The 25790-nt window shown below is 51.9% G+C and carries 23 protein-coding genes; 4 read left to right on the top strand and 19 right to left on the bottom strand.

The features are described from left to right. Positions 1–20: 20 nt before the first annotated feature. The 8 genes from EDM21_RS19320 to EDM21_RS19285 form a co-directional block, all read right to left on the bottom strand. On the bottom strand, positions 21–3209 hold the full coding sequence (locus EDM21_RS19320) for an MMPL family transporter (protein ID WP_157338086.1): 3189 nt from the start codon (positions 3207–3209) through the stop codon (positions 21–23). Next, positions 3206–3670 (bottom strand): MarR family winged helix-turn-helix transcriptional regulator, encoded by a 465-nt coding sequence (locus EDM21_RS19315; RefSeq protein WP_157338085.1) that lies wholly within the window; start codon positions 3668–3670, stop codon positions 3206–3208. The genes EDM21_RS19320 and EDM21_RS19315 overlap by 4 nt, the downstream gene beginning before the upstream one ends. Positions 3671–3886: 216 nt before the next feature. Then, positions 3887–5572, bottom strand: coding sequence for a glycerol-3-phosphate dehydrogenase/oxidase (locus tag EDM21_RS19310; protein ID WP_157338084.1), 1686 nt, complete (start codon positions 5570–5572; stop codon positions 3887–3889). 172 nt (positions 5573–5744) lie between these two features. Next, on the bottom strand, positions 5745–6302 hold the full coding sequence (locus tag EDM21_RS19305; RefSeq protein ID WP_157338083.1) for a glycerol-3-phosphate responsive antiterminator: 558 nt from the start codon (positions 6300–6302) through the stop codon (positions 5745–5747). Positions 6303–6328: 26 nt separating this feature from the next. Beyond that, positions 6329–7012: an MgtC/SapB family protein gene (locus EDM21_RS19300; protein ID WP_157338082.1), complete on the bottom strand. Its 684-nt coding sequence runs from the start codon at positions 7010–7012 to the stop codon at positions 6329–6331. Continuing rightward, on the bottom strand, positions 7009–7746 hold the full coding sequence (locus EDM21_RS19295) for a glycerophosphodiester phosphodiesterase (RefSeq protein WP_157338149.1): 738 nt from the start codon (positions 7744–7746) through the stop codon (positions 7009–7011). Before EDM21_RS19295 ends, EDM21_RS19300 begins: the two co-directional genes overlap by 4 nt. 260 nt (positions 7747–8006) lie before the next feature. Next, on the bottom strand, positions 8007–8681 hold the full coding sequence (locus EDM21_RS19290; protein ID WP_235918276.1) for a DUF1129 family protein: 675 nt from the start codon (positions 8679–8681) through the stop codon (positions 8007–8009). Beyond that, positions 8678–8998, bottom strand: coding sequence for a PadR family transcriptional regulator (locus EDM21_RS19285; RefSeq protein WP_157338147.1), 321 nt, complete (start codon positions 8996–8998; stop codon positions 8678–8680). The genes EDM21_RS19290 and EDM21_RS19285 overlap by 4 nt, the downstream gene beginning before the upstream one ends. Before the next feature lie 321 nt (positions 8999–9319). Here EDM21_RS19285 and EDM21_RS19280 point away from each other — a divergent pair, with 321 nt between their 5' ends. Both EDM21_RS19280 and EDM21_RS19275 read left to right on the top strand, forming a co-directional pair. Continuing rightward, a complete protein-coding gene (locus EDM21_RS19280; RefSeq protein WP_157338081.1) occupies positions 9320–10612 on the top strand; it encodes a hypothetical protein in 1293 nt (430 codons plus the stop codon). Beyond that, positions 10612–11154, top strand: coding sequence for a hypothetical protein (locus tag EDM21_RS19275; protein ID WP_157338080.1), 543 nt, complete (start codon positions 10612–10614; stop codon positions 11152–11154). Before EDM21_RS19280 ends, EDM21_RS19275 begins: the two co-directional genes overlap by 1 nt. Positions 11155–11320: 166 nt before the next feature. Here the strand turns inward: EDM21_RS19275 and EDM21_RS19270 are convergent, their stop codons facing one another. After that, a complete protein-coding gene (locus EDM21_RS19270) occupies positions 11321–11521 on the bottom strand; it encodes a cold-shock protein (protein ID WP_016423690.1) in 201 nt (66 codons plus the stop codon). Positions 11522–11901: 380 nt separating this feature from the next. Between EDM21_RS19270 and EDM21_RS19265 the strand changes: the two genes are divergently transcribed. Together EDM21_RS19265 and EDM21_RS19260 are read left to right on the top strand one after the other, a co-directional pair. Continuing rightward, positions 11902–12159, top strand: coding sequence for a GlsB/YeaQ/YmgE family stress response membrane protein (locus EDM21_RS19265; protein WP_068776658.1), 258 nt, complete (start codon positions 11902–11904; stop codon positions 12157–12159). Between the two features lie 252 nt (positions 12160–12411). Further along, positions 12412–12873: a DUF4385 domain-containing protein gene (locus EDM21_RS19260; RefSeq protein ID WP_157338079.1), complete on the top strand. Its 462-nt coding sequence runs from the start codon at positions 12412–12414 to the stop codon at positions 12871–12873. Between the two features lie 63 nt (positions 12874–12936). On the opposite strand, the gene EDM21_RS19255 is transcribed toward EDM21_RS19260, so the two are convergent. The 10 genes from EDM21_RS19255 to rluF all read right to left on the bottom strand — a co-directional run bounded on the left by EDM21_RS19255 (position 12937) and on the right by rluF (position 25700). Beyond that, positions 12937–15435, bottom strand: a complete 2499-nt coding sequence (locus tag EDM21_RS19255) for an ATP-dependent DNA helicase (protein WP_157338078.1) — start codon at positions 15433–15435, stop codon at positions 12937–12939. 229 nt (positions 15436–15664) lie between these two features. Next, positions 15665–17452, bottom strand: coding sequence for an ABC transporter ATP-binding protein (locus tag EDM21_RS19250; protein ID WP_235918281.1), 1788 nt, complete (start codon positions 17450–17452; stop codon positions 15665–15667). Between the two features lie 154 nt (positions 17453–17606). Then, positions 17607–19487 (bottom strand): ABC transporter ATP-binding protein, encoded by a 1881-nt coding sequence (locus EDM21_RS19245; RefSeq protein WP_157338076.1) that lies wholly within the window; start codon positions 19485–19487, stop codon positions 17607–17609. A gap of 220 nt (positions 19488–19707) precedes the next feature. Continuing rightward, complete coding sequence (locus EDM21_RS19240; protein WP_157338075.1) at positions 19708–20328, bottom strand: YczE/YyaS/YitT family protein; 621 nt, start codon at positions 20326–20328, stop codon at positions 19708–19710. A gap of 309 nt (positions 20329–20637) precedes the next feature. Further along, on the bottom strand, positions 20638–21249 hold the full coding sequence (locus tag EDM21_RS19235; protein WP_157338074.1) for a DedA family protein: 612 nt from the start codon (positions 21247–21249) through the stop codon (positions 20638–20640). Between the two features lie 344 nt (positions 21250–21593). Next, entirely contained in the window at positions 21594–22775 is a 1182-nt protein-coding gene (locus EDM21_RS19230) for an NAD(P)/FAD-dependent oxidoreductase (RefSeq protein ID WP_157338073.1), read from the bottom strand. Positions 22776–22798: 23 nt separating this feature from the next. Further along, positions 22799–23227, bottom strand: coding sequence for a DUF1641 domain-containing protein (locus EDM21_RS19225; protein WP_157338072.1), 429 nt, complete (start codon positions 23225–23227; stop codon positions 22799–22801). 523 nt (positions 23228–23750) lie between these two features. Then, positions 23751–24179 carry a threonine/serine exporter family protein gene (locus tag EDM21_RS19220; RefSeq protein WP_068776650.1) on the bottom strand — a complete coding sequence of 143 codons (429 nt, stop codon included), beginning with the start codon at positions 24177–24179 and terminating at the stop codon, positions 23751–23753. Between the two features lie 15 nt (positions 24180–24194). Further along, entirely contained in the window at positions 24195–24950 is a 756-nt protein-coding gene (locus EDM21_RS19215; RefSeq protein ID WP_157338071.1) for a threonine/serine exporter family protein, read from the bottom strand. Between the two features lie 60 nt (positions 24951–25010). Next, positions 25011–25700 carry a 23S rRNA pseudouridine(2604) synthase RluF gene (rluF, locus tag EDM21_RS19210; protein ID WP_157338070.1) on the bottom strand — a complete coding sequence of 230 codons (690 nt, stop codon included), beginning with the start codon at positions 25698–25700 and terminating at the stop codon, positions 25011–25013. Positions 25701–25790 lie beyond the last annotated feature (90 nt).

Raw genomic sequence — 25790 nt, 5'->3', positions numbered from 1 at the left:
CGCTTCTTTAGCTTACATAACTAATGCATTCCGTGTGTGTGAGAATCCGAACGATCCCCTGCGCCGCTCTCGCGGTCACGACTGCTCATAAACGGCCAAAAGTTCGCAGGCCCGAACATGCGGACCATAACCGGAATAAACAACGGCAGCATGATTAGTGCATACATGAACAGTCCGCACAAGACGATGGTGGCAATCTGCAGCAAGGACATAACACCTGAAGGAAGCATTGCGGCGAACGTGCCCCCGAGAATAAGAGCTGCGGACATAATGACCGTCCCCATGTTCTTCATCGCTTCCAGAATAGCCTGCTGCGGAGATAAATGCTTGTATTCTTTAAAACGGTCCATCAGGAAGATACTGTAGTCGATACCGAGCGCCATCAGCATCACGAAGCCGAAGAACGGCACCGCCCAGCTGATGCCCGAATAGCCGAGCATACGGACGAAGATCACTTCCGTAATCGCCATCGACGTGTAGAAGGTCAATAATAGTGACAGGATCAGGTAGATCGGCATCACGATAGAGCGGAACAGAACGATCAGAATCAGTGCAATCCCGATAATCATCAGAATCGCCGTACGAGAATAATCCGCTGCCGAGATATTACGCAAATCGTTGTTCATGCTCGTAACGCCATCCACCGCGTAAGTGGCATTTTCCAGGCCCGTGCCTTTGAGGGCCCGCTCCACTGCCGCCGTCAGCTGGGCGGATTGCTCCATCGTCTCGATCTCGTACGGATTGCCTTCGAACACGACGTCGAACTTGGCAATCTTACGGTCTTCCGACATGTAAGCATCCAGCGCAGACTGGAAATCCGCATTCTGCAGCGCTTCATTCGGAATGAACCAGCCGCTAAGCTGCTTGTTCGGGGCCGATGCCAGCTCGTTCAAGTAATCCTGAGCCGATTTCAAACCGCCTTCCACCTGGGAGAGACCATCCGCGCTTTGCTGCAGCCCGCCCGTCAATTCGCCCAGTTGGCCATTGACCTGCGCGAAGCCCTGCTGGAGCTCCTTCTGCCCGGCGGACAGCTCGTCGAAGCCCTTCGTCATCGCAGGCAGCTTCGAGACGATCTGGCCTTGGCCATTTGCGGCCTGGTCGATGCCCGCCTGCAGTTTGGCGATGCCGTTCACGAGCTCGCCGAGCCCTTGCGCCAGCGCAGTCTGGCCGCCAGCGGCCTTCTCGAAGCCGGCGTTCGCCTGCTGAAGACCGCCCGCCGCACCCGCAAGCTGCTGATTCAGCTGCTTGAGGCCTTCGCCGAGCTGCACAGCCCCTGCCTGCAGCTGCGTCACCGTACCCTGCGTCTTCGCGAAGTCAGGGTCATTCTGCAGCTCCGGATATTTCTGCGCGAGGCCGCTGAGGCCCTGGCCGACGCCCTCCAGCCCTTGGGCGAGACCGGATGCCTGCGCGGCGACCTGCCCGTATCCCTTGGACAGGTCGCTCAGACCGCCGCCGATCTGCTTGTAGCTGCCGAGCAGCTCGCTTGCTGCAGCCGCCAGCTGATCGGCGCTCGCTTTGGCCTGCGCGAGGCCCGAGCGCAGTTCGCCCGCCCCGGCGGAGCCGCTGCGCAGCCCCTGCTCGAGCTGCTTCAGCCCGTCGCCGAGCTGGACGACGCCCGCCTTGAGGGCATCCGTGCCCTCGACGAGCTTGCCCGCGCCGCTGGCGGCTTCATTCAGCTTCGGCGCATTGGCGCTGAGCGCGCTGCTTGCCTCGGCAAGGCCTTTACCGATCTCGCCGAGACCGCTGCCGCTCTTGCCGATTCCGTCCTCGAGCTGCTGCGCCTGCTTCGTGACCTGCAGGTCATCCAGCGCATCGCCGGTCGGACGTGTCACGCTTCGTACGCTTTTGACGCCGTCGACCTTGGCAAGCTCGCGCGTCACCTGCTCGGCTGCTGCCAGTCCGTCCGCATTGTCGAGCGGCTTGTCGGTCTTCACAACGACCGTCGAAGGTAGTGAATCCCCTGGTCCGAAGCTTTCGGAGATTATATTGAACGCTTTGACGGAATCGTATTTGTCTCCGACTTCATCAAGCGAATTGAAAGATGTAGTTCCTTTATACGCCACCAGAAACGGCACGATAATAACCGCCAGAATAGCCAGCGCCCAGAGCGGACGCTTCAGCGAGAAATTGCCCACCGAACCCCACAGGCGGCTTGGCTTGTGCTCCAGCGAGCCCTTGGCGGGCCAGAAAATCGCCTTGCCGAGCACGGACATAAAGAAGGGCACGAGTGTATTGAGCGCCACCAGCATGACCGCAACGCCTACGGCAACCGCCACCGCGGAGCGGTAGAGGACAAACGTAGATAAGCCGATGGATGCGAAACCGACCAGTACGGCAAGACCGGAGAAAAATACCGTTTTACCCGCTGTTTTATACGTAGCGACAATCGCTTCTGTCGTATCCCCTTGATGATGAGCCAATTCTTCCTTAAACCGGCTGATCAGCAGAATACAATAATCCGTTCCGATGCCGAACAATACGGCGACAAGGAAAATTTGGGTAAAATTCGATAGTGGGAAACCCGCGTATTCCACGAGAAAAGCTACAACAGACTGCGAAGCCAGGTAGCTGAATCCTACCGTCAGCAGCGGAATGAAAGGAGCTACTGCCGAGCGGAATACCACAAACAAAATACCAAGGATAAAAAATACGGTAATAAATTCCGTTTTCTTGAGCCCTTCCTGCGAGCTCGCCATAACATCCTCTTGAATGAGCCAGTTGCCGGTGTAGTAGTGCTCCACCTTAATGTCAGAGACCTCTTTGTACAGCGCCTCGCTGACCTCTTTAGGCTCCCGGTCATTCCGGGTCGTGTTCACCAGGACAAGGACTGTTTTCCCGTCCGCGGACACCATTTGCTTTTCCAGCTCTTTGTTGTCAAAATGCGTATTCACCGTAGTGACGCCTGCCGAATCCTTGGCGTTCTTAAGCTTCTCCGTCCCCCGCTTAATCTCAGCCAGCTCGGCGTCCGTCAGTTTGTTCTCGCTATGAAACACGAGCACAGAGGATTCTTCCCCCGCCACTTCCTTTGTACCTTTCTTCATTTCTTCAATCATTTTGGAGGCGGTAGTAGAAGAGTATCCATCCGGTACGGTAATCTGCCCTTTCTCACGTACCAGGTTCTCCATGTTCGGTGCGGTGAGGAACAACCCGGCCGCAACGGCAATCCAAAGTACCAGCACCAGCCATTTAAATTTCAATATGGTTCTCATTTCTTCTCTATGTCCCCCTCATCCGGTTGAACCAGTACTTGAGCCAGTTTCTCGAATGTCTCTACAAAGGCGATGGCCTCGTGTTCGTCAAAATGCTGAATAACAGTCCCCAGCATCTCTTTGATTTTGTCATGCATGGCGTCTACGGCCGCCCCGCCTTTATCGGTCAGAGACAGATACGTGACGCGGCGGTCTTTATCGTCCGGCTGCCTGGTGATGAGCTGCTTATCGAACAAGCGCGTAATAATCGCGGTAATCGAGCTTTTACCGACGCAAAAAATACTCGCAAGCTCGGAGGATGTACTTCTGTCATGGCCCTGCAGATACTTCAGCGTACCATACTGCTCCAGCGTCAATCCCTCCGGCATCCCGTCCTTAATCATGGCATTGATCCGGCGGTTCACGGTAAAAGAGGCATTCTCATACCGGACAATAACATCGGCTAATATTTTCTCATCCATAACCTAACTTCTCCTTCCTGTCGTCCTGTCAGAGGCTTGTATAGATTGTTCGACAATCACATAGTTCTATTATAGAATTATTTAACAGAAGAACTATAGCAAATATTACCTGCCCCGTCAACTGACGAGCTTCACCCATGTGCTCTTTGTTGCCTGACCTATAATAAAGGCTCTTCCCACTCAATCGGGAAGAGCCTCTTTGTGTGTATCCTGTTCTTAGCGGGCGCCTGCCGGAACCTTCTCGTCGATCGGCACGACCGCATCGTGAAGATCGCGTTCCAGTTCTTGCGTGTAGGCTTGACGCTTGTCTTCAGACCATTTGAAACGTGCAGCCATGTAGGTGATAACCGCTTCTTTCCATGTTCTAACCCAGTCGATGTTGAAGAAAACGGCGCCTGTACGGCGTACGAAGAAGTCAGACGGCTTCACTGTCATTTCCTGCTCAATCGAATATACGAGTGCGGCAAACAGGGAAACCGGCATTTTGTTAGCTTCTGCTTCTGCCTTGTGGCTCTTGATCAGCTTGTAGACAGCATCAATGTTAGAGCCGTAACGGTGTGCAAGTACCTCGGCCTCATCGGCCGACAGGCCCAGCTTCTTGCCTTCGGCTACTTTGGACTCCAGGAAAGCCGGGAAGCGCGCGGATCCGCCTACATCCCCGCCGGAGATTGTCATGGTCTTGGTCTGACAGCCGGATACGTTGACGCCGCCGTCCGCTTGAAGCTGTGATACTACCAGATTCACAACCGTCTCCGCCATTTTACGGTAGCCCGTCAATTTACCGCCTGCGATGGAGATAAAGCCGGTGTTGGAAACGAAAATTTCGTCTTTTCTCGAAATCTCGGAAGGATCTTTACCTTCCTGGTGAATAAGCGGACGCAAGCCGGCCCAGCTCGATTCCACGTCCTGCTCCGTCAGCTTGAGGCTGGGGAACATTTCGTTCGCCGCACGGACAATGTAAGTACGATCCTCCGACGTCATAACCGGGCGGGCGATGTCTTCCTTGTAGTTCGTGTCCGTCGTACCGATGTAGGTTTTGCCGTCTCTGGGAATCGCGAACACCATCCGTCCGTCCGGTGTATCGAAGTAAATCGCTTGGCGCAGCGGGAAACGCGAGCTGTCGAACACAAGGTGGACACCTTTGGTCAGACGGAGCGTCTTCCCTTGCTTGGAGCCGTCCTTCTCACGAAGCGTATCGACCCAAGGGCCGGCAGCATTGACGATTCTCTTCGCGCGGATCTGGTGCGTCTCGCCTGTCAGCTGGTCCACGACTTGTACGCCGACGATCCGTCCATTGTCATAGACGAGGCTTTCCACCTTCGCGTGGTTAACCGCATGAACGCCGAAGGAGATGGCTTTCTTCATGACTTCAATCGTCAGACGCGCATCGTCGGTGCGGTATTCTACATAGTATCCGCCGCCTTTAAGATTCTTCTCTTTGAGAAGCGGTTCTTTCGCCAGAGTCTCCGCAGGGCTGAACATTGTGCGGCGCTCGCTTTTCTTAACACCTGCCAGAAAATCATAGACGCGCAGGCCGATCGAAGTGGAGAACGAACCGAAGGTTCCTCCTTGATAGAACGGCAGCAGCATCCATTCCGGTGTTGTTACGTGAGGACCGTTCTCATATACGATGGCACGCTCTTTACCAACCTCTGCCACAACCTTGAACTCCAATTGTTTCAAATAACGCAGTCCGCCATGGACCAGCTTTGTAGAACGGCTTGATGTTCCCTGTGCAAAATCCTGCATATCGACTAGCGCTGTCTTCAGACCGCGGGACTGTGCATCCAGTGCAATACCCGCTCCGGTAATCCCTCCGCCGATCACGAGCAGATCATAGACCGGATCCTCCATTCTATACAGCAGCTCTTTTCTTGTATCCCCCGAAAATTTCGTTTCCATGTTGTGCTCCCCTCTGAGATAGCAAAAAAAACCACAAACACGCCGGTCGCGCCCAAATAGGACGTAACGGCTGTTGTGGTTTCTCCTGATCTCCAACCAAATGTATGAACTTGTTACAATCAGTTTACCATAGTCTGCATCTTGTTGGAAGCCGTAATGCCAATTTATATCATTATGCGTTAAAATGCTTCCATAAATTCATATCCGATGTGGTTACAGCCGTCGCACCGGCCGCCAGAGCGTTCTCGACATCGTCCACGGTACGGATCAGTCCGCCAGCCACCACGGGGATACTCGTGTTCTCCCCGACCTCCCGGATAATATGCGGCATGACGCCTGGCAATACTTCAATGTAGTCCGGCTTCGTGCGTTTCAGCAGCGCATAGCTTTTACGGAGTGCGCTCGAATCCAGAAGGAACAGCCGCTGTATAGCCAGAAGCCCGTTTTCCTTTGTTTTCAGAATGACGCTGGCACGCGTGGAGATCAAGCCCGTCGGCTTAATGTGCTGGCACAGATACTCCGTTGCGTACTCGTCATTCTTGAGCCCCTCCACGAGATCAACATGCAGCAGGGGCTTCTTTCCGTGTGACTTCGCAAGATCGACCAGACTTTTGAGCATACCGATGTGACAATCGAGCAGTACGATGTACTCAAACGGAGAGAACAACAGTTTCTCCAAATCCTTGATCTTGCGGACCGCAGGCAGGACCTTCTGGTTGTTAAATGGCATGAACCGCAGCCCCCTTACTCTTTTGATTACGTGCTGATTGTTTCCACTTCCACCGCAATTACATCTTTTATTTTTTTGATTTTCGAATAGACGACGGTCGTCCGGTGCCTTTCCGGTGCAGCCACAACCAGCTGAATTTGTTTCATTTCATCTTTTAAATCCTTGATTTTAATATGCTTCACTTTGATAAATTCCTGCTGCATCTCGTCAATGACATAAGACAAGTCACTATCCGAGGCTACGATGATCAGAATCGACAAATTCCGTTCACTGAGTTTCTTGGGCCCGAACCATTTGAAGAACAGCGGGACGATATTAATCGCCATAATAATAAGGAACACAGCCGTCGAGGCTTCTTTGTAGAAACCAGCACCTGCCGCAATCCCGAGCGCGGACGCCGCCCAGACCATCGCTGCCGTGGTGAGGCCCGATATAATTTCATTGCTCCGGCGCAGAATGACACCGGCTCCGATAAAACCGACGCCGCTAATAATTTGTGCGGCCAGACGCATCGGGTCCATTGTGGTAAGCCCCGGCACTGCATACCTGTGAACGGATTCTATGGATACAATCGTAATCAGACAGCTGGCAACGGAGATAACCATACTTGTTTTGAGACCGAGCGGTTTGTGCTTGAGCTGGCGGTCAATCCCGATTGCTGCACCGAGCAGCATCGCCATGCACAGCTTTTGTAAGAATATCAGGCTCATAGGTTTACATTCCTATCGAGCAATTCTTTCAGTCTGGCAGGGTAATTCGTTATGATACCCGAGACATGTATAGCCATGAGTTTGTGCAGCTCTTCTTCGGTGTTGGCCGTATAGGGATAGACTTGAAGGCCGTGCTCGATAGCTTTCTCAACATCTTCCGCCTCGATTATCTGGTGATATGGATGAAGAGAATATACGTCTACATCGAACGAGCGCGCGTAACCAACCGGATCCCACATCTTGTTGCCATACAGCAGGCCGATTCGGATTTGCGGCTCCATTTGTTTGATTCTCCGCAGGCACTTGTGATCGAAGCAGGACACCACGACTTGCCCGAAGCAGCCGCGCTCACGCACGAAATCTACCAGCTTCTGCTCGATAGCGCCATCTACTTTCAACTCTACATTAATCATGACAGATTCAGGTACAAGATCAAAGACTTCGCCAAGTGTCGGAACCGTCTCCCCTTTGTAGGCTTCGCTATACCAGGATCCGGCATCCACTGCCTTAATTTCGGCTAGGGACTTCGCCAAGATTTCTCCTTGACCGTCCGTTGTCCGGTCGAGTGTCGCATCGTGGATGACGATCAGCTCACCGTCAGCCGACAAGTGTATATCAAGCTCGATGGCCTCGCATCCCTGCTCGAGCCCCAGTCTGAAGGCCCCCAGCTTATTCTCGGGTGCCAGCCCCTTGGCTCCGCGGTGTGCAATAATGATTGGTTTACTTGCTTTCATCATATAACTCCTTTCCCAGGCGGTGTTGTGACGCGCCCCGGCGGATAAAAGAAAAATCACATAAATTGCACAGTCTCCCGACCCGCAATTTATGTGACTCTCCTGTTCTCCGCCACATTTTATTAACTTGTTCTTATCATAGAACGGCTTCAACTTGCTGTCAACGGATTTTCCACCAATATTTCACTATTTAATCGGCAGCTTACTCGGTCCTTGCAGCAGAAAGCGGATTTAACAAGATCTTTCCTTATCTATTTCGTCTATTTCGCTCCGGACCGGAGCCAATATTTCTGTCCGGCGTAGCCAACTGCAAAAATTACAAAAGCTGCCCAAGGAGAAACGGAGAAGACAGGCAGGTATGATTTCAGGAAGAATCCGGCTGCGACAACAGCAGCAATACTAACGATATAAAGGAGAAGAAACAATACGTAGAATTTACGATTATGTTCAGTAAAAGCTGTTCTATTCATAAGGAGCATAACCAGTTTAACCAGAAGGAGCGAGGTCAAAGCTAAGCCCAGCAGGAAAGCTAAGCTCATCTGATTCGAGTATCCGTCAGGCGTACTGGTTACGAGCAGCAAGAGGCCCATCAGGCCTTCGGCCAGGAACAGCCAGGTGACGGCGATCCACGGGATCATCACCAGCATGGACAACCGGTCAACCATCTTCGGACGCGGCAGCTGAGAGACCAGTTCACGGCAATAGCCGGAAGGGTCGCTGCCGAATACATCCTGAGCGGACCGCCCTTCCTTCTGCGCTTGGATCAGATGAAGCAGCAGCTCAAGCAGCAGTTCCTCTCCGCGTCTGTCATCTATCCCGCTCGAACGGATGTAGACAATCATATCTCCGTAATATTTTTTATTCTTCGTATTCAACTGTTTCTGAAGTTTTGTATTATGTGCAATCATTTCCCGAATATTCATTGGTGCGCTCATGCTTGCGTTCCCCCTGTCAGTATGTCATCCACGCTTAGTTTCATCCGGCTCCAATTGTTCCTGAACTGCATTAGCACTTCTTCTCCCGGGCCAGTTAGCTTGTAATACTTACGCGGAGGGCCGCCGGACTTCGAATCCGATTTCATATAGCCTTCAATCCATTGTTCCTTCTGCATACGCAGGAGCAGCGGATAAATGCTCCCCTCGCTCACAAAATCAAACCCGCTATCCTGCAGTTTTTTGGATAACTCATATCCGTACACTTCATCCTGCGAAATAATCATCAGAATGCATCCTTCCAGGATACCTTTGAGCATTTGCGTATACGTCGACAAACCATTCACCACTCTTCACCATATTTCACTAACTATATTGCATTACAATCTAGTTATATAAAAAAAGAACAACCTCTCTTCCCTTCGTTGCCAACGGTAACTACCTTGTTATATAAGTTAGTTTATCTGCCGCTTCACGTTTTGTCAATCAGCCGTCGCCCCTTTAAAATATTGTTTCATTTTCCCTCCTTATGGGTATGCAATTCAGGACTTATCCTTATACAAAAGGGGATGAAACCGCAGCATATATCGTCCGTAATACAATTTTTACATAACGAGATGCCGACAAGGAGGAATTTCCCATTGGATGATGCGTTATCAAATTACAAGCTCCTGCAAGAACGAAGCGATCGAAAAATGAATCCTTTTTTCTGGATTCTTACCTTTGAATGTATGGTCATTCTTCTGCTCGCAGGAACCGCTGTCGCGGCCGGCCCCGTATACTGGGCGTTTACCTCCAGAACGGTCTTGTCCTTCCTTTCTTTGCTTCTAATTCTGCCGGGTCTGTGGTTAGTCCGATTCTCGTTCCGAACGCTGAAATCAGCCGTCTGGAAAAACAACCATTTGAGTGAATACAAGCTGTATGAGAATGAAATCCGCTTTGCTTATTATGAGGAAAAGACCAGACGTGAAGGTTCCATCTCTATGAAAGAGATTAACCGTGTATATGTGGGCTATTATATGGCGCCCAGCCATTATGCCTATGAGCCGAATGTGCGCCGGAAGAAGCAACTGCCCACCTTTCATCTCCTTCCCATGCTTTTCATCCGGTACCGGGAGGCCGCTCAAACTAGAGTCTTGCAAATTCCTTTCCACGATCTGATTGAGATGAAAAGATGGCTGAAATACTTCGGCAAGTTAAAAATGCCCGTCTGGGCAACCGACCTCCTATTGGCCGAAAGAACCGAGGAAGAACAGCTCCTTGCCTTTGATCAGGAGGAAGATGCCAGACCCTTCAGTGTGGAGGAGAGAGGCTTCAGTAAAAGGCTCGATTCTGTTATGAAAGAGCTCGACCAGAAGCGCCGGGAAAGATTAGGACTGGATGCACCGCGTGAACAGGCCGCAGCCGCAAAAACCAGGCGGGGCACGGCCTCCGGCGGCAAATTTATCGCCCCCGTCTCGGCTTCCGGCGGACTGCGCAGAACCACCTCTCACCGGTCGAGGCCTTACGGCAAGCAGAGCCGCGACAGCTGGAAGCTCTCTTCCTTCTTCATTTTCGGCCTCCTGTTCAGCTCTCTGCCCCTGCTCGTTCTAATGGCGATCGAAGGCAGTATCCATCCGGAGAATATGGGCATCTCCCTTCTTTTCCTGCTTGCGGCAGGCGCCGTCTACTTCCTTCTCGCGGAGCGGCTGAGATTCATGCTCGCCCTGCGATACTGCTTAATCGCTTTCATCGGCTGGGTCATGACCGGGGCTATGATGCCGCAGACAGATGAAGGCGTCGGGTCGCTTTTTTATGAAAATGCGGTAGGGGCCGCTCTTCTGCTTCCGTTTACGATATGGCTCCCATTCCTGCTTATCTGGCTCGTGCGGAAGTATGTACCTGACACAGATGAGCATGGCCAACCATCCAACCTGAAGGGGAGAAAAGCGTAATGAATTTAGCGCTGGATATGTTCGCATCCAAGTGGCATCTGATTACACTCGGTCTGATCCTGCTGGCTTTCATTTCCCTCTACATCGGAGGTTATGACCAAAGGACGATTCTTCGCAGCGGGGGCGGTGCCGCTCTTCTTTTGTACATCATTACGACAATTCCAATCGCGGTTATTTCTTATGAGATCCATGATCAAGAGCGGAAGACAATCGCTCAGATGGATCTTCACTACTACGAGAGGGCTAACGATGCCAACCGGAAAGGAAGACCTTTCGAGGAGAATAACAAGCTCGCTGCGGGTACATTTGCTTTCTGGGACGACACATCCGCCGATATTGTAATTTATGCAGGAAACTACAGCGATTCCTACACGTTCCGAGGCAAGCTGCTGGTAACTACCCTGAATAAGGAAGGCCGGAAAATTCATGAAAAGACATACGATAACGTAGTATTGAATCCGAATGACAAGAAGAAAATAGATAAAGTCTCTTCCAGCCAGGAATTAGACAGTTACACGTACACGTTCACACCGGAGCCTTAGGAGAAAGTTCTATGCGGCACGAAACATTAAAACCCTCCATCCTGTTTAGGATGGAGGGTTTTGTATAAGTCAATCCAGGCTGCCCTCGTAGGAAGCCGTAAATTTCCTCGGATAAAACAAAGAAGCTGTTCACAACATAATGTTGTGAACAGCTCCTCTTAGCTAATTACAGTTTTACAACGTTCTCAGCTTGTGGTCCACGGTTGCCTTGAACAACGTTGAACTCAACGCGTTGTCCTTCGTCAAGGGATTTGAAGCCTTCGCCTTGGATTGCGGAGAAGTGTACGAATACATCGTTGCCGCCTTCAACTTCGATAAAGCCAAAGCCTTTCTCAGCGTTGAACCATTTAACTGTACCTGTTTGCATGTGTGTTACCTCCAAAAATTAAATTTAACATGTTCTCTTTATTCTTAAAGCAAATAAAAATTCACATATTATAAAAGGCTCCATCGCACAAATGTTAACCCTTTATAATAAGTGAATCCAGGTTGACATATACTCGATTGACTTCATCTTATCATAGCCAAAAGTGAAAGGCAAGTTATTTTCCTATTTTCAGGTGCATTTTTTTGGAAATAAAAATGCTTTCATATAATACAATGTAAAATCCTGCTGTAGAAGGTTTCCGCGCACCAATCTTTTTGTAGTAACTTTCTCCAGCCTGATTAAAGTAGCGAGATCGAGGTTAATACTAAACAACCACGAGTTACAACAAAAAAACATCGGAACAATAGGAGGTAGTTAGAATGAGTTTCTTATGGTCTTTAATTATCGGTGGTATCATCGGTTGGTTAGCTGGAATGATTATCGGGAAAGATATCCCAGGCGGCATTATCGGTAACATTATCGCTGGTTTCCTGGGTGCTTGGCTTGGCGGCCTGCTGCTTGGCAGCTGGGGTCCCGAAGTTGGCGGTTTCTATTTCTTCCCGGCCTTGATCGGCGGTATCGTGCTCGTATTCATCGTGAGCCTGATCCTTCGTTCTATGGGAAGCAAAAGAGCGTAACGTATAGATGAAGAAAAGGATCGTCTGAGGGAAATCCCTGAGACGATCTTTTTTTTGCGTTTAAAGGTCCTTCCCTATACCCACACCTAAATCCCGATTCCAGGACCAATCCTCCTCCGCCTCTTGTAATCCCGCAATGCAAATTCCCGTGCTTTTTTCTAAACAAAATGCACAAAAGGTGCACACGGTATGTCACAGTCTCAGCCCGTCCGGGTAATCATTTATAGACATTCTTCATAAAGGAGCAGCACTATGGCTAAAAAATTTGATTACTCGCTCGACTATGAGCATCTGGATCTGCGCAAACACCCCGAAATTTATACGGTAGGACGCGGTGAGCAGGGAGTACTGCTTGTGCAGCCCTATAAAGATGAAATTCTGCCCCACTGGCGCTTCAAAACACCCGCAATTGCCGAGGAGTCATCCAGCAAGATTTATGAGCTATTTCTTACTTATAAGAAAAAAGGCGACTTTATCGGCATGGATATGGCCAGAAAGTTTCTGCAGATGGGCTATACGCGCGCAAGACGCTATGCCAATCACAAGGGCGGGCGCAAATATTCGAAGAAGGACGGCTCAATTCTGCCTTATCAGAACGATGAAGTGAAGGCTGAAGCCGCCGCGATCTTCAAAGCAAAATGGGAAATCGCTAAAACCGATGAAGATTACAAGAAAATGAAGCGGATTCATCAGCAAAAATTCGAGCAGGAATGAGGCCGGACAGACAAACAGGTGCTGCTCCAGAGGCTGCTTAATTTAATTTGACAACACCTGCTCCTAATAATGAACGGTAAAGTGCCGCCATTCCGGGGGTAGAAGCGCCTGATACCGTTTCTGTAAGAAGCGGTCATCCACCAGCACGAGCGTACCGTAGTCGTTCTCCGTCCGGATCAGCCGCCCGCCTGCCTGCATCACCTTGTTCATTCCCGGGAACACGTATGCATAATCAAAACCGCTGCGGCCTTCGAGGTCAAAATGCTCCTTGATCCTATCCCGCTCCGGTCCGATCTGAGGCAGACCGACTCCAACCACCACCACGCCCGTTAAGCGTTCTCCCCGAAGATCAATGCCTTCGGAGAAAATCCCGCCCATTACGGCGAACCCGATCAAGGTGCGGGGAGAGTCTTCCTGAAAAGCAGACAGGAAGCTCTCTCTCATCTCTTCGGACATAAACGGCTCCTGAACGAGCATGTCCATATCCGGGGCAAGCCGGAGGATCTGGCTCCGGCACTGCTTCTGAAGCGGGTCCCCTGAGCCCGGTTCCTTCTCTTCCTCCAGTTGCGGAAGAGACGCGCCGGAGGGCTCCGTTACATTCGGAGCTATGTCCCGATCCCAGGTCGCATCGGGCGGTTTATCCGGCGGCGACGCTTCTGGCCGGACGCTGCTTTCTTCATGCCGGACAGCTTCGGCATAAGGACTGCTGAACAGCGCCGCCACCTCCCTCATGTAGTCGTAGGAGGGAAAGAAGACCAGGTAATTACCTGGTTTGTCGCGAAGCAGCCTGTTCAGCATCCCGACGATCGGTTCCAGGGACTTCTCACGATCCTTGTAGCGGGTAGACAGCGGCTCGATCCAGACGTCGAGCTGCTCCTGCCGGAACGGCCACGGAATCGCGATGGTATAATCGTCTTCACCGCCTCCCAGCATATCCATATAATACGAGAATGGAGAAAGCGTGGCGGAGAAGTAAATGTGTGAGCGGAAGCCTCTGCCCATATGGGCCAGCAGAAGCGAAGGATCCAGGCACATCAGCTTGAGCCGCACGTCGTTCTTCTGCAGCTCCGCCAAGGTGACGAACTTGTCGTCATAATACTTGGCTGTGCGCAGAAACCGCTGTGCGGTGAAGAACATGTCCAGCAGAAGCTCGGAGTCTCCGACGCCTGAAGGCGCGGCGAGCTCTCTTTCCGCATGCTGGACAAAAGCTTCCAGCAGCGGCAGAAGCTCCTCCGGCAGCTCCTTCAGCACGGCGCTGCGCTGCTCGCCGCGGGCTTTGCGGAAGGCGATGAAGTAGTCGTTCACCGCCTTCGCCGCGCCGGCCACACCCGGGCTCCGTTCCTTGAACTCTCTGCGCAGCTGCAGGAACGGAGCTTTGGTAAGCTCGGCCGAGAACATCTCACGGCCCCGGTCGACCAGATTGTGCGCTTCATCAATCAGCAGCACCGTCTGCTTTTTGAGCTCCTCCGGCATTCTCTTCAGAAACACCTTCGGATCAAAAATATAATTATAATCGCAAATAACGGCATCGGCCGCGTAAGCTGCATCCAGCGAGAATTCAAACGGACACACCTTGTGCTTGCGGGCATAGGTCTCAATTACGGTACGGTTCATCTGCGTTTCATGCTGCAGCATATCCAGAATAGCCCCGTTGACCCGATCGTAATACCCCTCGGCAAACTCACACGATTCTTGGCTGCACAGTCCTTCCTCGCGGAAGCAGATCTTGTCCTTGGCCGTCAGGGTGACGACTTTCATCTGAAGCCCCTTGGCGTTCATAAGAGCGAAAGCATCCTCAGCGGCCGTTCTTGTCAGCGTCTTGGCCGTCAGGTAGAAGATCCGCTGCAGAAGCCCTTCACCGATCGCCTTGACGGAAGGAAACAGCGTCGAGATCGTCTTGCCTGTTCCTGTCGGTGCGTTGGCAAATAACTTCCGTTCCTCGGCAATGGTCTGATAAACCGCGCCGGCGAACTTACGCTGGCCTTCCCGGTAGGCCTTATAAGGAAACGCCAGCTCCTTAATGCTGAGGTCTCTATTTCGGCGGTTGCGAAGCTGCATGTCCGCATACGGCGCATAACGCCTGACAGCTTCCAGCACCGCGGCTTCCAGTTCTTCAAGAGACAAGACCCGGACATACTGCTGCTTCTCATCGGTTCCGACCTGCACATAGGATAACTGGACACGAATCTGACCGAGTCCCTCCTGCTTGGCATACATGTAAGCATAGCAGTATGCCTGCGCCCAGTGGACGGGATACCGGTTCTCCTCAATCAGATGAGGGTCACCACCCGATGATTTAATTTCGTCTATGGTGATCTCATTGCCGTCAAAAAGCAGCCCGTCACATCTGCCCTCCAGAACAAATACCATTTCACCATAGGGAATTTCCATTTGCAGAAAAACTTCCTTCTGGTCCTGCTCCCCGTAAGTCTGCTGCACTTTCTGGTGAGCCTTCGTTCCTTCCGTCAGCGCGGTCGCGGTCCGGAAGCCCGTTTCGATACTGCCGCTGCGATAGGCATATTCCACTAAAGCTCTTACTGAGATTTTAATAAGATCAGACATACCCTCACCTGCCGGATTTCGATTATCGCACACAGCGCGGCTCTAGTGCAGCGAACGTGCGTTCTTCGGCATATTATAGCATGTGGCGTCACCTTAACCCAACTTCATCAATGGGTGCCCGCGATGCCGGTGCTGAATCATTGCATTCGGCAGCAAGTTTTATACGCAATAAAAGCTCCTCCCGCATCATAGCGGAAAGAGCTTTTATAGCGTGCGTGTTTTCATGTTCCTATTCCGCGGCCATATCCACATTCTTGAACTGGTTATAAAACATCCGGTAATACGTCCCCTGCTCCTGTATGAGCGGTTCATGCGCACCCTTCTCTACGATTTGGCCTTTGTCGATCACCATGATGGTGTCCGCATCCCGGATCGTATTCAGCCGGTGCGCGATCACAAAGCTCGTGCGCCCATCCATCAGCTTAAGCAGCGCATCCTGGATGTGAAGCTCGGTGCGGGTATCGATGCTGCTGGTCGCCTCATCGAGGATGAGGATCGACGGCTTGGCCAGAATGGCACGCGTTATTGCCAGCAGCTGCCTCTGACCCTGACTCAGGTTACCGCCGTTCTCAGCCAGCATGGTCTCGTACTTGGCAGGCAGCCGATTAATGAATACATCTGCGTTGGCCATAGCCGCAGCCGCTTCCACTTCCGCATCAGAGGCCCCGGGTCTGCCGTACTTGATGTTCTCCTTGATCGTCCCGGAGAACAAGTACGTATCCTGCAGGACAATCCCGAAAGTCCTGCGCAGACTGTCGCGGGTATATTCCCTGATATCACGGCCGTCAATCAGGATACGGCCTCCGGTCACATCGTAGAACCTGGTCAGCAGGTTGACGATCGTCGTTTTACCGGCTCCGGTCGGTCCCACAAGCGCGGTGCTGCTTCCTGGCGCCGAATCGAAGCTGATATTCCGCAGGATCGGAACGTCCGGACGGTAGCCGAAGCTGACATTTTCAAAAACCACATGCCCCTTCGAATTGTTCAGTTCCACGGCGCCCGCCTGGTCTGCCTGCTCCTCACGCTCATCAAGCACTTCAAAGACACGTTCGGCTCCGGCTACACCAGACTGCAGAATGTTGAAAATATTAGCCAAATCATTCAACGGCCGCACGAACTGACGGGAATAACTGAGAAAACTGGCTATGACTCCAACCCCGATTTCCCCGCGGACTGCCAGCAGCCCGCCTACGAGTGCCACTGCAACAAACCCGATGTTGTTAATGACGTTAAGTAAAGGCATCAGAAAACCCGAGCGGATCTGCGCCTTCAGCCCAACCTCGCGCAGCTTCTCATTCACTTCCTCAAACTCGGCAATCGCTTTCTCCTCATGGTTGAACGCCTTAACCACCTGCAAGCCGGAAATCGTTTCTTCGATATGCCCGTTCAGTTTCCCGAGCTCGACCTGCTGCTGTCTGAACAGCACGCTGGTTTTCTTCGTAATGGTACGCGTCAGCACATACAAGATCGGCACCGTAATCAGACTCGCAAGCGTCAGCACCGGACTCAGCACGAGCATCATCACAAGAGAACCGATTATCGTAATGACCCCGCTCATTAATTGAGTCGTCGACTGCGAGATTGTGCTGCTGACATTATCAATATCATTGGACAGCCTGCTCATCACTTCCCCATGGGGCCGGGTATCGAAATACGAAACCGGGAGCTTCTGCAGTTTATCAAAAAGCGCTCCGCGCAGACGCATCACAATCCGCTGCGACACCCCGGCCATGAGCCAGCCCTGGAGGAAGGTAAGTACGGCATCGGCCGCATAAGCGGCAGCCAGCACGATGACCAGGATCTCAAGCAGGTCGAAGTCTACCTTCCCGCCTGAACCGGACATGGCATCTACCGCAGACCCGATCAGGTAGGGTCCGACCAGCGTCAATCCGGAGCCTGCCAGGATAAAGAGCATGATCAGCGTCAGCAGCTTGCGTTCTTGGCCGAAGTACGCCCAGAGCCTGAGCAGCGCCGCTTTAAAATTTTTGGGTTTCACGACCGGGCCTTTGCCCCTCATGCCCCCGTGTCCTAAGCCCGGGCGGCCCGCACTGCCGGGAGGACTGCCTGGGGTGTTCGAAGCACCCGGATTTTCCGGATGATCTGAACTGCCCGGATGGCCGGCCGATGAATTCACCGGGCCTCTTACGGAGTTTTCCTTGGAACCGGACATGCTAATCTGCCTCCTTTCCCATTTGAGACCGGAAGATTTCTTGATACACCCGGCTGCCCGCCAGCAGCTCACCATGCTTGCCCATGCCTACAATGACGCCGTCATCCAGCACAATGATCTTGTCCGCATCCATAACCGAAGTGATCCGCTGGGCAATCAGCAGGCAGGTAAGCCCCTGTGCATACTGCTTAAGGGATGCCTTGATTCTGGCTTCTGTCGCAGCATCCACGGCACTGGTGCAGTCATCCAGAATCAGGATATCCGGCTTGCGCACAATAGCCCTTGCAATCGAAAGCCGCTGCTTCTGCCCGCCGGAGAAATTGACCCCGCCCTGTCCGAGCCTCGTCTCGTAACCTTCCGGGGAAGCATCGATAAACCCGTGCGCCTCGGCCATCCTCGCAGCCTGCTCCATCTCCGCCGCAGTGGCGTCTTCCTTGCCCCAGCGCAGGTTGTCCGCCACCGTTCCCGTGAACAAGACCGTCTTCTGGGGAACGACCGCTATTCTCTCCCGCAGCTCCTGCGGGTCCAGCAGCGTGACGTCCACTCCCCCTACTTTGACACAGCCCGAGGCGGCGTCATAGAAGCGCGGGATAAGACTGACCAGCGTGCTTTTGCCCGAACCGGTCGAGCCGATGATGCCGACCGTCTCCCCGGGCTGGCACGAGAACGTAATGTTCTTCAGGACGGGATCGCCGGACGATCCCTCATACGCGAACGTGACGTTCTCGAAGTCGACCCTGCCTCTCACCCGGGCTTCCGCATCTTCGTGCAGCCGGGCAGAGGCTGGAGCGCCGCCCGGATGCCGTTCGCTTCCGGCAGCCGTGTCCGGGCCTCCGCTCTGGATAGCAGCTTCTTGAGTGCCGCCGTGATTGGCGGGAATTGTCCCTGCGCCGCTATGGATTTTGCCAGAATGAACATGGACTTCTTCCAATTCCACCGGATTTCCCTGGGAAAATACCTCTGCAATCCTGCCCGCCGAAGCTCTGGCACGCACAAACATAGTGAACACCATCGAAATCAGCATCAAAGAGAACAAAATTTGTGTCATATAGTTAACAAAGGCAATAATATCTCCCGCCTGCATCTGGTTCTGGTCCACCCGGAGCCCTCCCAGCCAGAGTACGGCAACGATTCCGAAGTTCACAGTCAGTATAATACCCGGGTTAAAAACGGACATGACCCGCATTGCGGTCACAGAGCGGTGCTTGTATTCCCCGTTCGCTGCGCCGAACTTGTCCACCTCGTAATCAAAACGGTTGAATGCTTTGACCACCCGGACCCCGGATAAATACTCCCGCATCAGGCCGTTGACCTTGTCCAGCGCATGCTGGACTTTAATAAAGTACGGGAATCCGATTTTCATATTGAGTGCGATCAGTAAAGCGACCACGGGAACAACGACGACGAGAATAACAGCCAGCGGCGGATTGAGCCGGGAAGCCATAATGAGGCTGCCGATACAGATCAGCGGGGCTTTGACGAACACCCTCATGAGCCCGTTCACAAACATCTGGACCTGCGTGACATCATTAGTCAGCCTGGTTACCAGCGAAGCCCGGTCGAATTTGTCGATATCCGCAAAAGAAAGCGACTGGATCTTGCGGAACAGATCGGATCTCAGCTCCGCACCGAAATTCTGCGACACGTGACTGGATACGATATTACGGATAGACGCCGACGCAGCTCCAAGTGCGGTAATGAGCAGCATCAGGCCGCCGATTGTCCACACATAGTCCATCCTCCGCTCAGCGACGCCCACATCAATAATATGGGCCATCAGAGTCGGGAGCATCAGGTCGCACAGCGCCTCAAGCGTCAAGAATGCGACCGCTACGCTGAACGGCTTCCAATGCTTGCGTATGTATTTTCCATCAATAGGCATTCTTATTCCACACCCCGTCTCACTCAGCTGAACTGTAATAAATTGCGTGCATTCTCTTCTTCCAACATACTCCTATGTTCTTTAAAAGTCACTAGCTGTGCGCTTTATTAAATCGCAAGATGCAGCAAGGTGCCCCCGACTATACACCCTCACGAACCTGTGAATGACTGAGATCAAAAAACCTGTCCTTCCGGATATTTTCCGCTGGACAGGCTTTGAGTTAAGATGCATCCCCGGAATTCCTTGTCCGGTTAAATAAGAGGTAGATAAACATGTTAATCAGCGGTCCCAGCAGGGCGACACTGATCAGGGTTCCGAAGCTGATCGGACCTTTTGCCAGCAGAGCAAGGACGAGCCCCAATATCTCCGTTAAAGTTTTGGCCGCGCCAACGCTCCAATTGAGCTTCTTGCTCAAAGCCAGCGTTAAATCATCGTGCGGAGTTCGGATCGGCACCTTGGTATTCAAATAAACCGCAATGCCCATTGCGAGCACAAGCAGACCTCCCAGGAAGGCCCCATACTTGGTGAAAAGCTGCACAGGATTTAAGGCCGTCAGGACGTATCCGTTAAAGAAATCAATCAGCGAGCCGACTAGCACAACCGGAATAAAGTTCAACAGTTGAGGATAGGTCCGCTTAACGGCAGCCGCAATGAGGATAAGGATAAAGCCTACAATAAAAACCCAGGAGCCGATGGTCAAGCCGATCTGCTGCTGGAGGCCGACATTCAGCGCATCCCAGGGTGCGGCACCGACGTCGGCCCTGATGATCATGACAACTCCGAAAGAAATGAGCGCCATCCCCAGAATATAAGAGGCGATTATGGAAGCAAGTTGTCTCATATTGAACTCCTGTCGTTGGGGTCTGGTAAGCAGGGAAAAAGAAGTGACGCATGGACTCACGGGTAATTGTGCTTCACCTCAGCTATGCCTGTCAAGAGGAACAAAATGGCCCCTTTCCCTCTTGGAGAGGCGGCTGTAATCAAGGAAGACGGAAACCTGTATGTACCCTTTCTTTCTTCCCGGAGAACTTAAAGACTCAAATTGAGGTCGTCGGCACCGAACTTCACATCCGGTAAGCTCCTACAATAAAGCAGCCTCCTTCTATAGAAGGGGCTGCTTTTTCATTCGGTTCTATAGGCCGTCAGGGATTTACTGTTTTTTAAATCTTTTCTTCAGGAACACGGCTGCACCTACAACTACAATAAGAGCCAAGAGCGCGTAGACGATGTTGGAGTAAATATCCATGTAGTGAACGATTGTTTCCCAAGAAGCTCCGACCGCAGCGCCCACGTTAACCAGAACCACGTTCCAGATCAGCGAGCCCAGGGTAGTCAGAATAAGGAAGGACGAAAAATTCATTTTGGTTGCGCCCGCCGGAATTGAAATCAAGCTCCGGATCAGCGGAACAAGCCGGCATAGGAATACTGCCCATACGCCGTATTTTGTAAACCAGTCGTTCGCCTTATGAATATCTTCTTTCTTCAAACGCAGGATCCGACCATACTTTTCTACGATAATTTCCAATCTGCGGACTTCCAGGATACGACCGACTCCATAGAGGATAACCGCTCCTATGACCGACCCCAGCGTAGCCGCAATCACCACACCGGTCACACTGAGACTCGTGTATGTGGTCATAAACCCGCCCAATGTCAGGATAATCTCGGATGGGATAGGCGGAAACAAATTCTCAACGGCAATAAGAAAAAAAATACCAAAATACCCGAACTGCTCCATGATTTCTGTAATCCAGGACTCCAAATACACCACTCCTTTACAACTATAGACGAACCAAATCCGATAAAGTCAGCGCGGCCCCATGGTTATTATAGATACATTCCAATCAGGCAAGCTGTAAATAATTATGTAAACCGCTTAAATAACCGACTCTAAAAAAGATCATAACGGAATTATGCGCCGGGGTCCACTTTGTTTAAATAATCCAAGCCCCCCGGACATACACATTCATATTCACATACAGGGCCAGACAGACGTATCTCATATAAAAAAGCTCTCCGAACGATCATTGCATGACCGTTCGGAGAGCTTGTAAAGTTCATCCTGCCATGCACAAACGGCAGGCTTGCATGAAGGGTTCGCAGGTTCTAGTAAGCCAGTGCGAACAGGCCTTTAATGTGCGACAGATAACGGATGTTACTTGCTTCCTTCATCAGGGAAGCAGGCAGACCTTTCAGGCGGGTCTGGTTAGCACCGATCGAACCGATCGCATCTTTACGGCCCAGACTTCCGAGCGTACCCGAGAATACAGGAGTAAAGCTGTCCATCGGAGTGCCGTTGAAGTGTGCGAACAGGTTGTAACCGATTGTCTCACCCATCTGCCAAGCGAGCTGTGCAGTTGGAGGGAACGGACGCTCAGCACCTGCAGGGAATACCACCGCGCTGTCGCCGGCTACGAATACATCCGGGTGCGAAGTGGATTGCAGGAACTCGCTGACGGTTGCGCGGCCGCGGTTCACTTCGATACCGCAGTTCGCTACGACGGAGTTACCTTGAACGCCGCCTGTCCATACGAGCGTGTTCGTTTCGATTGTGCTGCCGTCTTTGAGAGATACAGTGGATTCCTGCATTTCCGTAATGGCAACACCCGTCAGGAACTTCACGCCGCGCTTCGAAAGGCTGGTTGTTGCGCGCTCGATCAGTTCAGGTGCGAAGCCCATGAGAATGGAAGGAGCTGCTTCTACGCAGTACAATTCCACTTCCTTGAAATCCACGCCTTTGCTGCGGCACAGGCCAGGAAGCATATCAGCCAGTTCGCCGACCAGTTCGATGCCTGTCAGACCGCCGCCGCCGACAACGAAAGTTGCGTCCGCTTTGTTCTTGGTCTTGCTGTAAGACTCGATACAATCTTCCACGTGCTGGCGGATTTTGTTCGCATCGTTAACCGATTTCAGCGTGAAGCTGTGCTCTTGCAGTCCCGGAATTCCGAAGAATGCCGTTTCACTGCCCAGAGCGACAACAAGCGCGCTGTAATCGAACGATTTGCCGTTGGACAGAACGACACGCTTCTCGTCCGGGGAAATCGTCTCGACCGTTCCGATCTCGAGATTAATATCTTTACCGCGCAGAAGTTTCTCCAGAGGCAGGGCAACTGCTTTCTCAGACAGATTGCCTACAGCCAGACGGTGCAGCTCGGTAATAATTTGGTGAGTCGGAAAACGGTTCACAACCGTAATCGTAGCTTCTTCAGCCGATAAGTGTTCACGGGCCGACAATGCGCTAAGCAAGCCGCCGTATCCGCCACCTAAAATCAAAATATGCTTCGACATTATTCATCCTCCGTTCTTGTTTCTTATGAATTGCGCTGGTTCTGTTTATCTGCTTGAATTTCCAGGAATGCTTGCACGAAGCGGAAAGATTTTTGTACTGTCGGATCTTTCAGCATTTTGAGCAGGCCGAAAAGACCGATTGTGGAAGTCTCTGCCTGTGCGCGGTCACCAGCTTCGATCGCAGATGCTGCAACACCTTTGGCTTTCTCCGTAATCGGCTTAACAAATTCTTGCATGCCACCTTTTAAATCATCGATCAGAACTTGGTCCGTTGCAACGCTTTGGGCCAAATCGTAAGCTTTTGTCATAATCGTAACCATTTCGGCCAATTTAGGCAGGTTCTCAACGAGAACAGTCAAGGACTCCTGTACCTCTGGCTGCATCAACTGATCAAGGACATCCTTGGGCTGCTTTTCGGTAGTACCTGGGGTTTGAGCGGATGTTTCTGACATAAGTTAACGTCCTCCTTTACATTGAAATAGAAGCCCGTTTATTTTTCGATCCCTGTTAGTCGCGGCACACGTCTTCTATCTCCGCATAAGTTTCCCAAATTAACATAAATGTAATCTTCATCACTGTAGGATTGTAACATTTTTCACATAAAAGAAAAAAGAATGGCAATCTGCTATCTGGGAGTGATGAGCTCATTTCTTAACAAGGTCGGGAGTAAACAGGTCGAAACGGAACTCTACATACCCCCTATTATACTCCTGTGATGCAAAAAGGAGAAAAGCATTTTTTTGTAGTTGTGAAGGATTTGTGACAAAAATCACTTCTTTTCTCGCCTTTATCTCCTAAAGAAGCCAGGAAAGCTTATTAATCCCTCGTTTTCCTTCTTTTTATCCGTCAAATAAGCCGTATTTCCGACAAACTGTTGTATTGGAACATACAGTTCCTTATTCTGCGTGATGATAGGAGATACTGAAAAGCCCGCCAGCCTGAGGCTGCGGACATGTCTCCTTGCAAAGCGTGTGTTTACAGCTTGGACCTGCGGATCAACTGGTTCATGACCTCCGAGAAAATCAGGCCGACCGCGATGGCTCCTGAAATCAGGAAAGCTTTGGCCGCAAGCTGAACGGCGATATTGTAGTCATTCTCCACAAAAGACCGCATGGCATCATACGCCATTCCGCCGGGCACCAAGGGAATGATGCCGGATACGCTGAAGACGATGATGGGAGTTTTGTAGATTTTGGCGAAAAGCTGGCTGATGACCGTCACGAAAAAGGCTGCCGCCAGCGTCCCTATCACGGCATCCATATGCTGTCCGTTCACCAGTACAATATATAGAAACCAGCCCATCATACCGACGAAGCCGCACTGGAGCAAGGTGTTGCGCGGGACATTGAAGATGATCCCGAAAGCTGCGGAGGCAATATAGCTGGTTACAAGCTGCTCAAGCATCACATGATTCCTCCGTCAATAAAATGAAAACACGATGGCAATGCCCGCTCCGATGGCGAAAGCCGTCAGGAACGCCTCCGCTCCCTTGGACAAGCCCGAGACGAGATGGCCCGCCATCAAGTCCCTTACGGCGTTCGTGATTAACAACCCCGGAACGAGAGGCATGACGGAGCCGATGATGATTTTGTCCAATTCTTGCCCGAGACCGGTGAAGACGAATAAGGAGGACAGGAGCCCGATAATGAAGGACGTCAGAAACTCGGCGAAGAACTTGATCTGCACCAGCCGGTGAAAATACAGCACGCCGGCAAATCCGATGCCGCCGGTTACGACAGCCGGCAGGAAATCAGCCCAGCTTCCCTGGAACATGATCGTGAAGCAGCCGCTCGCAATAGCGGCCGACGCGATCTGCAGCGGGATCGGATAAGCCCTCCTGCTGGCGTCCACTTCCTGCAGACGGGTGTACGCCTGCTCCAGGGTGATCTCGCCGCTGCTGAGCTGGCGCGAGATGGCATTCACGTGCGTGACCTTGTGCAGATTGGTCGACCGTTCGGAGATCCGGACCAGTTTGGTCGGATCGGAGCCGTCGATCGAGAAGATAATGCCTGTCGGGGTCACGAAGCTGTGTGAATGATGAACTCCGAAGGAGGCGGCGATTCGAGTCATCGTATCCTCCACCCGGTAGGTTTCCGCTCCGCTTTGGAGCATGATCTTGCCGGCGAGCAGGCATACGTCAACCATCCGGTAAGTCTGACTAGGCGCTTGTTCCATCCTGCACCTCTTTCTAGTGGTAATAAAGACACTTACACTCATGCTGCTGCAGTCAGGCCGTTACTTTAACAGTCCGGTAAGTTTATTGAACTCATCCTCTGTCAAATCTCTCCACTTGCCTTTGGCGATTCCATCCAGCTTGATATTCATAATCCGTATCCGCTGCAGACGCGTAACTTGATAGCCGAAAGCCTGGCACATCCGGCGGATCTGCCGGTTAAGGCCCTGGGTCAGGATAATGCGGAATACATGATCGCTGATACGCGTTACTTTGCAAGGCTTCGTCTTCGTTCCGAGAATGCGGACCCCCGTAGACATGCCTTGGATAAAAGAAGCCGTGATCGGCTGCTTGACCGTCACAATGTACTCTTTCTCATGATTGTTCTCTGCACGCAGAATCTGATTCACGATGTCTCCGTCGTTCGTCATCAGGATCAGTCCTTCAGAGTCCTTATCGAGCCGTCCAATCGGGAAGATCCGCTCGGGATGACGGACATAATCGACAATATTGCCGGCGATATGACGCTCGGTTGTGCATGTAATACCGACGGGCTTATTAAGCGCGATGTACACGTGCTTCTTCTTGGCGCCGATAGGCTTGCCGTCGATTCTCACCTCGTCTCCCGCTTCTGCCGTGCTGCCCAGCTCCGCCACGACACCGTTGATCGTGACCCGCCCGGCCTGAACGAGTTCATCTGCTTTTCTCCTGGAACAAATTCCGGTTTCGCTAATAAATTTATTGATTCTCATGAAGCTGTCCCTTTCTCCGCGCCTGGTATGTGGCCCTGCCTTGATTTAGTTGATTTATATGCCTGTATTGTACCATATCTATAGATAAAT

Origin of the sequence: Paenibacillus lutrae, assembly GCF_009757775.1 — a bacterium.
Lineage (GTDB): Bacteria > Bacillota > Bacilli > Paenibacillales > NBRC-103111 > Paenibacillus_F > Paenibacillus_F lutrae.
This window is presented reverse-complemented; position numbering and strand designations above follow the sequence as displayed.

Bases quoted from the DNA above. Each gene is read 5' to 3' on its own strand.
- EDM21_RS19215 (WP_157338071.1), bottom strand. From the start codon at position 24,950: ATGGAACAAGCGCCTAGTCAGACTTACCGGATGGTTGACGTATGCCTG.
- EDM21_RS19275 (WP_157338080.1), top strand. From the start codon at position 10,612: ATGAATTTAGCGCTGGATATGTTCGCATCCAAGTGGCATCTGATTACA.
- EDM21_RS19225 (WP_157338072.1), bottom strand. From the start codon at position 23,227: ATGTCAGAAACATCCGCTCAAACCCCAGGTACTACCGAAAAGCAGCCC.
- EDM21_RS19230 (WP_157338073.1), bottom strand. From the start codon at position 22,775: ATGTCGAAGCATATTTTGATTTTAGGTGGCGGATACGGCGGCTTGCTT.
- EDM21_RS19300 (WP_157338082.1), bottom strand. From the start codon at position 7,012: ATGAGCCTGATATTCTTACAAAAGCTGTGCATGGCGATGCTGCTCGGT.
- EDM21_RS19270 (WP_016423690.1), bottom strand. From the start codon at position 11,521: ATGCAAACAGGTACAGTTAAATGGTTCAACGCTGAGAAAGGCTTTGGC.
- EDM21_RS19255 (WP_157338078.1), bottom strand. From the start codon at position 15,435: ATGTCTGATCTTATTAAAATCTCAGTAAGAGCTTTAGTGGAATATGCC.
- rluF (WP_157338070.1), bottom strand. From the start codon at position 25,700: ATGAGAATCAATAAATTTATTAGCGAAACCGGAATTTGTTCCAGGAGA.
- EDM21_RS19250 (WP_235918281.1), bottom strand. From the start codon at position 17,452: ATGAGGGGCAAAGGCCCGGTCGTGAAACCCAAAAATTTTAAAGCGGCG.
- EDM21_RS19290 (WP_235918276.1), bottom strand. From the start codon at position 8,681: ATGAGCGCACCAATGAATATTCGGGAAATGATTGCACATAATACAAAA.
- EDM21_RS19295 (WP_157338149.1), bottom strand. From the start codon at position 7,746: ATGAAAGCAAGTAAACCAATCATTATTGCACACCGCGGAGCCAAGGGG.
- EDM21_RS19320 (WP_157338086.1), bottom strand. From the start codon at position 3,209: ATGAGAACCATATTGAAATTTAAATGGCTGGTGCTGGTACTTTGGATT.
- EDM21_RS19245 (WP_157338076.1), bottom strand. From the start codon at position 19,487: ATGCCTATTGATGGAAAATACATACGCAAGCATTGGAAGCCGTTCAGC.
- EDM21_RS19240 (WP_157338075.1), bottom strand. From the start codon at position 20,328: ATGAGACAACTTGCTTCCATAATCGCCTCTTATATTCTGGGGATGGCG.
- EDM21_RS19220 (WP_068776650.1), bottom strand. From the start codon at position 24,179: ATGCTTGAGCAGCTTGTAACCAGCTATATTGCCTCCGCAGCTTTCGGG.
- EDM21_RS19310 (WP_157338084.1), bottom strand. From the start codon at position 5,572: ATGGAAACGAAATTTTCGGGGGATACAAGAAAAGAGCTGCTGTATAGA.
- EDM21_RS19265 (WP_068776658.1), top strand. From the start codon at position 11,902: ATGAGTTTCTTATGGTCTTTAATTATCGGTGGTATCATCGGTTGGTTA.
- EDM21_RS19315 (WP_157338085.1), bottom strand. From the start codon at position 3,670: ATGGATGAGAAAATATTAGCCGATGTTATTGTCCGGTATGAGAATGCC.
- EDM21_RS19285 (WP_157338147.1), bottom strand. From the start codon at position 8,998: ATGCTCAAAGGTATCCTGGAAGGATGCATTCTGATGATTATTTCGCAG.
- EDM21_RS19305 (WP_157338083.1), bottom strand. From the start codon at position 6,302: ATGCCATTTAACAACCAGAAGGTCCTGCCTGCGGTCCGCAAGATCAAG.
- EDM21_RS19260 (WP_157338079.1), top strand. From the start codon at position 12,412: ATGGCTAAAAAATTTGATTACTCGCTCGACTATGAGCATCTGGATCTG.